At 66.7% G+C, this 12,117-nt stretch carries 12 protein-coding genes; 10 read left to right on the forward strand and 2 right to left on the reverse strand.

The window, feature by feature from the left end; translation table 11 throughout:
• The first annotated feature begins 101 nt into the window (after positions 1 to 101).
• Positions 102 to 824 carry an MBL fold metallo-hydrolase gene (locus G6N24_RS09180; RefSeq protein WP_085159514.1) on the forward strand — a complete coding sequence of 241 codons (723 nt, stop codon included), beginning with the start codon at positions 102 to 104 and terminating at the stop codon, positions 822 to 824.
• A gap of 6 nt (positions 825 to 830) precedes the next feature.
• Here the strand turns inward: G6N24_RS09180 and G6N24_RS09185 are convergent, their stop codons facing one another.
• A complete protein-coding gene (locus G6N24_RS09185) occupies positions 831 to 1,202 on the reverse strand; it encodes a hypothetical protein (protein WP_085159489.1) in 372 nt (123 codons plus the stop codon).
• 63 nt (positions 1,203 to 1,265) lie between these two features.
• On the opposite strand from G6N24_RS09185, the gene G6N24_RS09190 reads away from it, so the two are divergent.
• Together G6N24_RS09190 and G6N24_RS09195 are read left to right on the forward strand one after the other, a co-directional pair.
• Positions 1,266 to 3,527: a heavy metal translocating P-type ATPase gene (locus tag G6N24_RS09190; protein WP_085159491.1), complete on the forward strand. Its 2,262-nt coding sequence runs from the start codon at positions 1,266 to 1,268 to the stop codon at positions 3,525 to 3,527.
• The gene (locus G6N24_RS09195) at positions 3,520 to 3,738 is read left to right on the forward strand and encodes a heavy-metal-associated domain-containing protein (protein ID WP_085159493.1); all 219 of its coding nucleotides are present in this window, start codon (positions 3,520 to 3,522) and stop codon (positions 3,736 to 3,738) included. The genes G6N24_RS09190 and G6N24_RS09195 overlap by 8 nt, the downstream gene beginning before the upstream one ends.
• 233 nt (positions 3,739 to 3,971) lie before the next feature.
• Here the strand turns inward: G6N24_RS09195 and G6N24_RS09200 are convergent, their stop codons facing one another.
• Positions 3,972 to 5,954, reverse strand: coding sequence for a cytochrome c oxidase assembly protein (locus G6N24_RS09200; RefSeq protein WP_085159495.1), 1,983 nt, complete (start codon positions 5,952 to 5,954; stop codon positions 3,972 to 3,974).
• A gap of 129 nt (positions 5,955 to 6,083) precedes the next feature.
• Here G6N24_RS09200 and G6N24_RS23865 point away from each other — a divergent pair, with 129 nt between their 5' ends.
• The 7 genes from G6N24_RS23865 (at position 6,084) to G6N24_RS09235 (ending at position 12,108) form a co-directional block, all read left to right on the forward strand.
• Complete coding sequence (locus G6N24_RS23865) at positions 6,084 to 6,347, forward strand: DUF5134 domain-containing protein (protein WP_085159498.1); 264 nt, start codon at positions 6,084 to 6,086, stop codon at positions 6,345 to 6,347.
• Between the two features lie 197 nt (positions 6,348 to 6,544).
• Positions 6,545 to 7,690 carry a LuxE/PaaK family acyltransferase gene (locus G6N24_RS09210; RefSeq protein ID WP_085159501.1) on the forward strand — a complete coding sequence of 382 codons (1,146 nt, stop codon included), beginning with the start codon at positions 6,545 to 6,547 and terminating at the stop codon, positions 7,688 to 7,690.
• 2 nt (positions 7,691 to 7,692) lie between these two features.
• Complete coding sequence (locus G6N24_RS09215) at positions 7,693 to 8,094, forward strand: iron-sulfur cluster assembly scaffold protein (RefSeq protein WP_085159516.1); 402 nt, start codon at positions 7,693 to 7,695, stop codon at positions 8,092 to 8,094.
• Positions 8,095 to 8,345: 251 nt separating this feature from the next.
• Positions 8,346 to 9,002 (forward strand): peroxiredoxin, encoded by a 657-nt coding sequence (locus G6N24_RS09220; protein WP_085159503.1) that lies wholly within the window; start codon positions 8,346 to 8,348, stop codon positions 9,000 to 9,002.
• Between the two features lie 71 nt (positions 9,003 to 9,073).
• Complete coding sequence (locus G6N24_RS09225) at positions 9,074 to 10,210, forward strand: cysteine desulfurase family protein (protein ID WP_232070785.1); 1,137 nt, start codon at positions 9,074 to 9,076, stop codon at positions 10,208 to 10,210.
• Complete coding sequence (locus G6N24_RS09230; protein WP_085159508.1) at positions 10,207 to 11,313, forward strand: ABC transporter permease; 1,107 nt, start codon at positions 10,207 to 10,209, stop codon at positions 11,311 to 11,313. The genes G6N24_RS09225 and G6N24_RS09230 overlap by 4 nt, the downstream gene beginning before the upstream one ends.
• Positions 11,314 to 11,484: 171 nt before the next feature.
• Complete coding sequence (locus G6N24_RS09235) at positions 11,485 to 12,108, forward strand: ABC transporter ATP-binding protein (RefSeq protein ID WP_308204416.1); 624 nt, start codon at positions 11,485 to 11,487, stop codon at positions 12,106 to 12,108.
• The last annotated feature ends 9 nt before the right edge of the window (positions 12,109 to 12,117 follow it).

The following is a 12,117-nucleotide window of genomic DNA, read 5'->3' on the forward strand; positions in this document are numbered from 1 at the left end:
CGCACAGTCCGGCCGGCGAGCAGACGCAGAAGCCCCCCAAAAGGGCCCTTTTGGGGGGCTTCTGCGTCTGCTCGGCCGGGGGTGCGGCTACCTTGCTCACCGTGCATTGCGACTGGGAGCGGTTGACCGGCAGCGTGCATCGCTGTCGTCTGCCGTTCTGCGACGTCACGATCGGGCTGGTGCGGGGCCGCACCGGAGCGCTCGTCGTCGACACCGGCACCACGCTCACCGAAGCGGCCGCGATCGACGCGGACGTCCGACAGATCACGGGGTGCCACGTGACGCATATTGTGTTGACGCACAAGCACTTCGACCACGTCCTGGGCTCCTCGATGTTCGCCGACGCCGAGAGCTATTGCGCACCTGGGGTTGCCGAATACTTGGAATCGGCGGCCGGCCTGCTGCGCGAGGACGCGCTGAGCTACGGTGCGCAGGCGGCGGAGATCGACCGCGCGATCGCGGCCTTGCGGCCGCCGCGGCATCGGATCCTCGACACCGTCATCGGCCTCGGCGATCGCACCGTGACGGTCACCCACCCGGGCCGCGGCCACACCACCGCGGACCTGATCGTGGTGGCGCCCCCGGCCGACCATGAAAGGGACCCCGTCGTGGTCTTCGCCGGTGATCTCGTCGAGGAATCCGCCGACCCCTCCATCGACGCCGATTCCGACGTGGCGGCCTGGCCCGCGACGCTCGATCGGTTACTCGCGATCGGCGGGCCCGACGCCATCTACGTCCCAGGCCACGGGAACGTCGTCGACGCGGGGTTCGTCCGTCGCCAACGAGATTGGCTCACAGCGCACGGGGGCGGGCGCCCCCACTGAAGCGGGCTACTTCGCGGTGCACGCGGCGACGAACGCCTCAGGGTCGGTCACGCTGACGACCAACGTGCCGACGGTCACCGACTTTCGCCACACCGCCTTCGCCCGCGCCGGTGGGTCGATCGTCAGCGCCACCAGGCCCTTGCGCGACCCGTTGACCAGCCACCGGGAGCCGAAAAAGTGGACGCCCGCGCTGAACACCCGCGCGTTGCTCACCTCGGCCTTCTTGATAGCGGCCAGCGGGATGTCGGCGGTAAACGCCCAGCCCATCTTGACGTGAAGGTTGCCCGCATCGACCCGCAGCTCGCTGCTTGCCGGACCCAGCCCAAGAGGCACCGACAGGGGAAGAAACCACCGGTCAAACCGCAATTCTGCCTGCACGGCGGTGACCTTACCTGCGCTTGTACGCTGACGGGTGCCAACTATGCCGATCCGAGGAGGGCCGTGACCGCTCCGCTGGTGACCGACCCCGACGTTGACTCCGCGCGGCGTGTCCGGCTGGACGTTTCGGGCATGTCCTGTGCGGCCTGCGCGAGCCGCGTCGAGACCAGGCTGAACAAGGTCCCCGGCGTGCGTGCGTCGGTCAATTTCGCCACCCGAGTTGCGACCATCGACGCCGTCGGCATCCCGGTCGATGAACTGTGCCGGCTGGTCGAGCAGGCCGGATACCAGGCGGGTGTGCACGAGGAGTCCGCCGCCCCCGACCGGGATCCCGACGCCGACCATGCCCGCAGCCTGCTGCGCCGGCTGATAGTCGCAGCCGTGCTGTTCGTGCCACTGGCCGATCTGTCGACCATGTTCGCGATGGTGCCCACCACCAGGTTCGGCGGCTGGGGGTACCTGTTGGTCGCCCTGGCGGCGCCCATCGTGACCTGGGCCGCCTGGCCCTTCTACCGGGTCGCGGTGCGCAACGCAGGCCACCGCACCGCGTCCATGGAAACGCTGATCTCGGTGGGCATCGTGGCGGCCACCTCCTGGTCGCTTTCGACGGTCTTGGTCCACAAGCCCCCCCGGGAAACCCACGGAATTTGGCAGGCGATCCTGCACAGCGACTCGATCTATCTCGAAGTCGCCGCGGGAGTCACCGTCTTCGTCCTTGCCGGCCGGTTCTTCGAAGCCCGTGCCAAATCCAAGGCCGGCAGCGCGCTGCGGGCCCTGGCCGCCCTTGGTGCCAAGAACGTGACGGTGCTGCTGCCCGATGGGGCCGAGCTGGTGATACCGGCCGAAGAACTGAAAACCCAACAACGATTCGTCGTTCGGCCCGGCGAGACCATCGCCGCCGACGGCGTCGTTGTGAACGGCACGGCGGCAATCGATATGAGCGCGATGACCGGTGAGGCGAACCCCGTCCGTGCGTATCCGGACGCCACCGTCGTCGGCGGCACCGTCGTGCTGGACGGCCGCCTGGTAGTCGAGGCCACCGCGGTCGGCGCCGACACCGAGTTCGCCGCAATGGTCCGCCTTGTCGAGGAGGCGCAAGCGTCGAAGGCCGGGGCTCAGCGGCTCGCCGATCGCATCGCGGCCGTATTCGTACCGGCGGTCTTCGTCATCGCCGGACTCTCGGCCGCGGCATGGCTGACCGCGGGAGCGGGCCCCGACCGCGCTTTCTCGGTGCTGCTCGGGGTGTTGGTCATCGCCTGTCCGTGCGCGCTCGGGCTCGCCACCCCCACCGCCATGATGGTCGCGTCCGGACGGGGCGCGCAGTTGGGGATCTTCATCAAGGGCTACCGGGCGTTGGAAACCATCCATGGCATCGACACCGTGGTCTTCGACAAGACGGGCACACTGACGGTCGGGCACTTGACGGTGAGCTCGGTGACATCGACCGGCGGGTGTGGCTCCGACGAAGTTCTCGCGTTGGCTTCCGCCGTCGAGGCGGCTTCCGAGCACGCGGTGGCGACGGCCATCGTGGCCGCTTCTCCCGATCCGGCCCCAGTCACCGACTTTGCGGCGATCGCCGGGTGCGGGGTATCGGGAGTCGTGGGGGAACGCCGCGTCGAAGTCGGGAAGCCGTCCTGGGTCACCCGCAATTCGACAGCCGACGCCGTTCTCGATTCCGCCCGGCGCGAGGGCGAGTCCCGCGGCGAGACAGTCGTTTTCGTGTCGGTTGACGGTGTCGTCCGTGGTGCCATCACGGTCGCCGACACGGTCAAGGATTCAGCGGCCGACGCCGTCGCCGCCTTGCGCCGCCGCGGGCTGCTCCCGATTCTGCTCACCGGCGACAACCGGGCCGCCGCCGACGCGGTGGCGGCCCGGGTCGGCATCGACACCGTCGTGGCAGATGTGCTGCCGCAAGGCAAGGTTGAGCTGATCCACCAACTGCGCGATCGGGGGCAGATCGTCGCGATGGTCGGCGACGGGATCAACGACGGCCCGGCCCTGGCAAGCGCGGATCTGGGTCTGGCGATCGGGCGTGGCACCGATGTCGCGATCGGCGCGGCCGACATCGTCCTGGTCCGCGACGATTTGGATATCGTTCCGCAGGCGCTGGATCTCGCGCGGGCAACCATGCGGACGATCCGGCTGAACATGGTCTGGGCGTTCGGCTACAACGTCGCCGCGATTCCGGTCGCCGCCGCCGGGCTGCTCAACCCGCTGATCGCCGGTGCCGCTATGGCGTTCTCGTCGTTTTTTGTTGTTTCAAATAGCTTGCGGCTGCGGAATTTTGGTCACCGATACACCCCAATACAGTTGAGCCATGGCTGAACAGACTTTCTCCCTCAACGGACTGCGCTGCCAGGGCTGCGTCGACACCGTCACCACCGCGCTGGGCTCGTTGGGTTCCGTCAGCGCGGTCAGCGTCGACCTGGACACCGAAGGCACATCGACGGTGCGGATTTCCACCGATGTCGAACTCACCCGCGCGCAGGTTCAGGCAGCGCTGGCCGGTCGCGGGAACTTCTCGATAGTCGATTAGTCACGAGTGTCCTGGGCTGCGGTAGTCACATCTGCCGCAGGCATCTGGGTCGAGGCGGTACATGGTTTGCCCGGCTCACAGCGACAACGTAAGGAACGCAAGGGATTTGTCGCTGCGAGGTGGGCACCACGAACACGCCAACCCGAGGAGACTCGCGTGACCGATGTGACCAGCTTGCCGTTGCGCCGACCAGCCAGGGGGACTACATCAGCAGCGTTCTAGCTGCGAGTGCTTCATCGCCGCATCCGGGACAACTCCCGCAGCATCGCGTTATACGCGTCCAGCTCGTCATCGGCGTAGCGGCTGTCCGCGTGCCGGTCCTCGCGGATGGCGACCCGGCGGTCCTGACGTGCCCACTGGGCCACCAGCGCCACGATCACCAGGACGACAGGCAATTCGGTTGCACCCCAGGCGATTCCACCACCCAGGTGCTGGTCGGCGACGATACTCTCCAGCCAGGGCAGATTGACCGACCGGTAGAACCCACCACCGACCGCCGACGTCATTGTCATCAGCGCGATTCCGAAGAACGCGTGAAACGGCATCACCGCGAACAGCAGCCCGATCCGTGCCGGATAGGGGAGTCGGCGCGGCCCCGGGTCGATACCGATGATCGCCCAGTAGAAGAGATAGCCGACCAGCAGGAAGTGGACGGCCATGAACTCGTGGCCCCAGTGATAGCGAACCAGGGTATCGAACAGCGGTGTGAAGTAAACGATATACGGCGATCCCACGAAAAGGATGAAGGCCGTGATCGGGTGGGACAGGAAGGTCGTGACCCGGGAGTGCAGCAGCCAGGTCAGCCATTCGCGGGGGCCGGGGTGCTGTCCGTCACCGGCGGCGGGCAACACCCGTAACGCCAACGTGACCGGCCCGCCGAGCACAAGCAGGACGGGGATGAACATGTTCAACGTCATATGTTCGGCCATGTGCACGCTGAACATCGCCGACCCGTACGCCCGTACACCCGAGCTGCTGGTGAATACCAGTGCGGCACAACCGATCAGCCACGCCGCCAATCTCCCGACCGGCCAGTCGTTGCCGCGCCGACGCAAGCGGACGAAGCCCACCGCATATCCGACGGCAAGGACCATCGCGGCAGCCCCGATGAAGCCGTCGAAGCGCCAGACGGTCAGCAGGCCAAGGACGCTCGGCGGCTGCCGCAGTTCGTAGCCCAAGAAGACGTCCCATGGCGTGAACCTGTGGGTGAGAAATCGCGGCGCGGTCTGTGTGGCCATCGCGGCTAGTGCCGCCGTCACGGCCACCATGGCCAACGCGGTGATTCCCGAGCCACGACCGGGTGGCCGGGATCGCGCGGCGACGACCAACGCCCGGCAGTCCGACGCGCACACCAGCGTCAACAGAATCCCGGCGACCAGACCGAGCCGGCCGAAGTCCGAGCCGATCGCCCCACCGGAGCCGAGGAGGAACAGCAGCACCGCTCCATACCCGAGCGCGAGCAATCCGCAGACAACCTGCACCACCAGCACGGGGCGATTTGGTGCCGCCCGCGTTATCACGGTGGCGCCCTTCAGCCCGGTCAGCATGGCGACCGCGACCGCGAACACGATCACCGCGCTGGTGGCATAGTCATGGTCGGGTCCTTGCCCCGCGTTACCGGTCACCGCGGTCGCAATCACCCCAATCAAGGCGGGGATCAGCAGCACAACGTGACCGGCCCAACGCGTGATAAAGCGCAACGTCACGGCAACCGGCAGCGCACAGATCGCGCTGACGATCCACCCGCGCGAGGTCTCCGAGGCGGCAATGGAATCCAATAGCGCTGCGCCACCGAGCAGCTCGGGTAGCGTGACACCGGAGTCGTTGGCGGCCTGGACTGGCACCATCGCCGTGGCAAGCAACAGCCAGGCGATCGAAACATGCTCCGCTAGCAGGTGGATCCGGAACGCCCCGGCATCAAGTAGGCCATCCGGTTGCGGCCGCGACATCATGGCCACGTAGGCCAACGCCCCGAGGCACAGCGCACCCGACAGCGACGCGGCGAACCACCCGACCGGTTCGGCGACGCCGACGAGTCCGCCGGGATACGGATTGCCGGCCGCGGTATAGCGGTGCGCCCCGGAGACCAGCCCGTAGGCGGCGACCGCGACCGAGGCCACCAGCACGCCACCTATCATCTGTGCTATCCGCACAGAGATCGGTCGGGGTGATCGCAGCGCCGACGACGTCTGTTCGGTCGGCTCGTCAGTCCGCACCCCTGCAGCTTACGGCCGTTATCCGCAGGCCACGCGCGGGTGGTCGGCGACCTTCGATTGTCGGCACCGACCAGTGCCGGAGCGCATGGATTTTGGTGAGAACCCCACCGCTGATCGGCCCAGCCTCGCATGATCGGTGATGTCCTGCTGCGTTGGGCGATCACCGGACTATTCGTGCTGAGCGCGGCCGTATCCGGCTTCGCCATCCGCGCCGAAGGCCGACCGTGGACCTCGGCCATCGATGGCGATCGGATGGCGGTAATGGCCTGGCCGTGGGCCACACACTTGCCGGCAGCGGGGCCAGCGGTGTTCTTCCTGCCGGCCGCCGGATGGTTCGTGACGATGGCCGCGGGGATGGCTATTATGTTCGGCGCCATACTATTTCACGCCTGACCCGGGGGCAGGTGGTTCGGCCGCGCCCAGGGGGTGTGGTCTAGGTCACAGGAACTCATTGCCCCCCTATCGCGACTACCCACCCAGAGACGCGACTCGCCACTGATTGATTGCGACGGCAAGTACTACGTTGCGTAGTAGACGATGACCCTGGCGGGGCTTATCGCCCGTGTGCGGCCTCTCGAAGGAGCTGTTTGATGGATTTGGTGACGATGCTGGGGATGCCCGGCGACGCGCTGCGCGTGCCGCGGTCCGAGTGGCAACGATCGCTCACCGCTGCGGTGCGTTCGGCATTTGCCGTGCATTTCGAGGCGAACCGGTTCTATCGGGCGCAATGCGACGCCGCCCGGGTCGGCCCCGATGATGTCGCCGGCTTCGCGGACTTGCACCGGATTCCGCTCTTGCCGGTCGGCATGTTCAAACAGGCCGGCGCGCACGTCCTGTTGACCACGGGTCTCGAGGACATCGAGATCGAGATCCGGTCGACCGGCACCAGTGGGGTGCCGTCGGTCGCCAGGCGGGATGCGACGACCGTGACCCGGGCGTCGACGGGGATATTCGGTTGCTACCGTGACTTTTTCGGTATCTCCCAGGGCGCCGGACTGTTCCTGTGTCCGTCGCCGGCCGAAGTCCCCGAGATGGGCATGGTCAAGGTCTTCAATCTGCTCACCGGCATGCTGGACGACCACAGCTATGTCGTACGTGACTATTCCTTCGACCCCGAGGAAGCGCTCGCCTACCTGCGCAAGTGGGAGCAGAAGATGACACGGCACATCGTCGGGCCACCATTCATCATCGCCAGGCTCATGAGATTTATGGAACTGGAATCCATTCCGCTGTCCCTGGACCCTGACTCGCTGATCATCATGCTCGGCGGGTGGAAGCAATACACGGGGCGATCCATCAGCCGCGACGAGTTCAACGAGAAGGCCGAGCGCGTTTTCCGAATCGACCGCGCCCGCATCCGCGACATGTACGGGATGATCGAGTCGAACATGCTGGCCATCGAGTGTGAGCACCATCGCAAGCATGTGCCCCCCTGGTGCTACGTGTCTGTCCGCGACATCGCTGATCCCACAATCGAACTCGGACCGGGCAGGACCGGGGGCATCGCCATCCTCGACGCGTTGAATACCGCATATCCCGGGTTCCTGTTGTCCGACGACATCGGCGAGGTGGACGACAGCGACTGCCCGTGCGGTCGCACCGGCCAAACGGTGCGGTTCCGGCGCCGCCGGCACGGCGCCGAACTGGGGTGCTGCGCTGTCAGCATCGAAAAGTACATCGACTCGCGAGAAGTCGTCACCGAGTGCGGGCTGGCGGACACAGCGGTTCGGGCATAGCGATGCCTCGATTCAGCGCCACGGCGATCGACCATTTCACCAATCCCCGCAATTGCGGCCGGCTCTCGAGCGCCGACGCCTCCGCGTTTGTGGGGAACCCGGTGTGCGGCGACCGCATCCTGCTCACCGCGCGCGTCCAGGACGACGTCGTCAGCGAGGTCAGATTCGAGGCATACGGCTGTTCGGCTGCCCTCGCGATTGCGTCAATCCTGACCGAACGCCTGCGCGACATGCGGATCGACGATGTGGCCGGTCTTGAGGTCGCGCAACTGCGTCAATGGTCGGGCGGGCTGCGACCCGAGCAACAGCATGTGGCAACCCTGGGTGCCGACGCGGCACACCGGCTTGCCGACAACTACCGCAAGGGAATTCACGACGATGCCGACACAATCGCCACCTGCTAGCAGCCAGGCGAACGGCCAGCTCCGGTGATCGTCACGGTGAAAAACCTGGTCGCCGAGCGACCGTCCAGATCACGCCCACGATGCTCGCGGCGACGGCTGGCGCCATCGCTGTCATCGCGATCCTCGGATCACTGCTGCCGCTGCGCCGCCTATCACGACTCGACCCCGCGGCAGCGTTCCGCGGTTGAAGGTTCGCCAACCATTCCCACCATTCCCACCATCCTTGCAACCCCCCGGATTGGAGTTCGCTCATGACGCTGACGATCGGCAACATCGCCCCCGACTTCGAGGCCATGACCACGCACGGTCCGATCAAGTTCCACGAGTGGATCGGCGACAGCTGGGCGGTGCTGTTCTCCCACCCGCGCGACTTCACCCCGGTATGCACGACCGAGCTCGGCCACATGGCGCGGATCAAACCCGAATTCGACCGCCGCAGTGTCAAGATCATCGGCCTATCCACCGACCCGCTTCACAACCACGCCAAATGGTCCGAGGACATCGCGAATACGCAGGGCACGGCTCCCAACTATCCATTGATCGCCGACACCGACTACGCCGTGTCGAAGGCCTACGGCATGCTGCCCGGAGATACGGCCGGCGACCCCACCGAACGCACACCGGCGGAAAACGCCACTCTGCGCAATGTTTTCGTGATCGCGCCCGACAAAGTCATCATGCTCGTGTTGGTCTATCCGATGACAACCGGCCGCAACTTCGACGAGGTGCTGCGGGTGATCGATTCCCTTCAGCTGCTCACCACACACGGCCTTGCCACCCCGGCTCAATGGCGTCAGGGTGACGACGTGATCATCGCGCCGTGGGTCTCCGACGACCAGGCTCGCCAGCTTTATCCTGACGGCTGGAAATCCCCCCTCCCTTACCTTCGGATCGTCCCCAGCCCCTGACCGCGATGCCAACACTGTCGTCGCTCGCTAGCAAGGGTCTGGCGCCCGAAGGCGCCACCGCGGCCGTGTATTTGGACTATGCCGCCACCGCACCGTTGCACCCGGCCGCGCGCCGAGCCGTCAACGCCGGCCAGCTGCTCGTTGGCAACCCGTCGAGCGGTCACGGCGCCGGCCGGGCGGCCGCCGAGGCGCTGGACCGGGCCCGGCGGTCGATCGCCCTGCTCCTCGGTGTCATGCCCAGCGAGGTGGTCCTGACCTCCGGCGGCAGCGAGGCCAACACGATGGCGCTATGGGGAACCTTCGCCGCGCGCAGGTTCTCCGGACATCTTGTGACGACATCCATCGAGCATTCGGCCATTCTCGAGAATGCCCGTGCGCTAGCGCAATTGGGTGTCGAGGTGACGATCGTGGACCCCAATCCCTCGGGTCATGTCGACGCGGCGGCAATCGCTCGGGCGATGCGGCCCGACACCCTGCTGGTCTCGGTGATGCATGCCAACAACGAGACCGGCGCGATTCAACCGATCAACCAGATCGCCGCGGTAACGTCCGGCGCCGGCGTCGCTTTGCATGTGGATGCCGTGCACACCGCGGGAAAGCTCAGCCTCGCCACGGTGCGCGCGTCGTTGATGTCGGTGTCGGCCCACAAGTTCGGTGGCCCACGCGGTGTCGGCGCCCTCGCCGTCCGCCACGGCCATCGCCTGCTTCCGTTGGTGCGGGGCGGCTCCCAGGAGAACGGGCGACGGGCGGGCACGGAGAACGTGCCCGGCGCGATGGGAATGGCCGCGGCCGCCGACGTCTGCCTGGCACGGATGTCGATGAGCTACCGCTTGCGGATGCGAGAGCTCCGTGAGCGATTGCTCCTTGGTCTTGCGGGCGCCGGCGGGGTTCGGAGCAACGTCACCGAGCCGGTGTTGGCGGAGACGGTCAGCGTGCGTTTCGACGGGGTCCGTGCCGACACCCTTGCCGATGTGCTCGACATGCAAGGCATTTACGTTTCGACCGGGTCGGCGTGCCATGCGGGGCACGACTCGGTCTCGCACGTGCTCACCGCCCAAGGCATCGATGACGACGCGGCGCGATCCACCGTCCGTTTCTCGCTCGGACCCGATGTGTCCGAGACCGACGTCGACCGCGTCGTGTCGGCGACAACGCGGGCGGTCGAGCGGCTCCGCAGGATCGCCGGTGGGAAGCGGGGCCTGCGGTGATCGTCGCGGTGAAAAACCTGGTCGCCGAGCGTGCCCGGTTTGTGTTTTCGGTGTGCGGAGTCGGGTTCGCGGTGCTGCTGGTGCTGGTGATGTGCGGCATCTTCGTCGGCACCACCAACCAGGTCACCACGTACATCGACCATTCCAACAGAGCGGTGTGGGTGGTGCAGCCCGGCGTGTCCCAGATGTTCAAGGCGGTGTCGTGGCTGCCCGCCGACGGCACAGCCCGGCTGGCGGCCGTTCCCGGCGTCGGATCGGTCGATCCGATCCTCGGGCTCCCGTCCGACTTCGTCCACGACGGCTCGCACACCGCGTATTTCGTCCTCGGCTACGACCCGAACACCGGCGTGGGGGGACCGTGGTCGCTTGCGGACGGCCGCAACATTCAGCACCCCGGCGAGGTCGTGCTGGACCGGGTACTGGCCAGGAAAAACGGGATTCACGTCGGCGAAAAGGTACAGGTTGTCGACGAACATTTCACGGTGGTCGGCCTGTCCAATCAAACCGCCGCCATCGGCAACTTCTACGCGTTCGTCTCGTTGCAGGACGCCGCGCGACTGCTGCGCGCCGGAAATCGCGTGTCCTACTTCCTGGTACAGCCCAAGGACGGCTACGGCTCCGAGCGAATCGCGGCCTCGATACGCAAGGGCGTGCCCGGCATGGACGCGTTCACCTCGGCCGCGTTCGCCGACAATAGCCGCGCCATCATCGTGTCGATGATCGGCCGTCCGCTCAAGACTATGATCGCCATCGCCGCGCTGGTGGGAGTCGCGCTGGTGGGGCTGACGGTGCTGGCGGTCACCACCGAACAGCTGGCCGACTTCGGCGTGCTGCGCGCCCTTGGGGTGCGCCCAGCCCAGTTGCGCCGCACCGTGCTTGGCCAGGCCGCGGTCATCGTCGGACTTGGGTATCTGGTGGGCGCCGGCATCGCCTACGCGGCGCAGTTCGCCATCCGTGATCGGATGGGCGATGTCACCGTCCAGATCACACCCACGATGCTCGCGGCGATGGCCGGCGCCACCGCTGTCATGGCGATCCTCGGATCACTGCTGCCGCTGCGCCGCGTATCACGACTCGACCCCGCGGCGGCCTTCCGACGTTGAAATCCCTCGAAATCCGAGAAGGTAGGAGCCCACATGCGTTGCTCGGTGTGCCAAGAAGACGTGTCCGCGCCCAAGTGTGGCAGTTGCCGTAAACCCGTGCTGGACCACACTTCCGGCCCGGTGCTGCAACTGACCAACGTGAGACACCAATATGGAACCGGCGAGGCCGCGGTGCACGCGCTGCGGGGCGTCACGTTGTCGGTGGACCGTGGCGAGGTCGTCCTCGTGGTCGGACCGTCCGGTGGCGGCAAGACGACGGCGCTCTTGGTGATGGGCCTACTTCTGACGCCCGATTCCGGCTCGGTGCTGATCGGCGGCCAGGACGCAAGCCGGCTTTGCGAACGCGAGCGCGCGAATCTGCGCCTCATCCGCCTGGGGTATCTGTTCCAGGACTACAACCTGCTGCACTCGCTGACCAGCGCCGAGAATGTCGCTTTGCCCCTTCGCTATTCGGGAGTCCGGAAGGCCATCGCGATGGCACGGGCCAACGAGCTGCTCGAGTCGGTCGGCCTGGCGCACCGCGCCAACCACCGGCCGCCGGCCTTGTCCGGTGGGGAGAAACAGCGGGTCGCGGCCGCCCGCGCGCTGGCCATGGGACCGGACCTGATCCTGGCCGACGAGCCAACCGCCAACCTCGATTCCGTCACCGGCAAGAAGGTCAGTGCACAGCTCGCCGCGGCCGCCAGGGCCCAGGCTTCGGCGGTCGTCATCGTCACTCACGATTCCCGCCTCGACACGATCGCCGACCGCGTGCTGCATCTGCAGGACGGTCTGCTCGTCGGCGCGGCGTCCTAGATCGATGAC

The organism is Mycobacterium lacus, assembly GCF_010731535.1.
In the GTDB taxonomy this organism is placed as follows: domain Bacteria; phylum Actinomycetota; class Actinomycetes; order Mycobacteriales; family Mycobacteriaceae; genus Mycobacterium; species Mycobacterium lacus.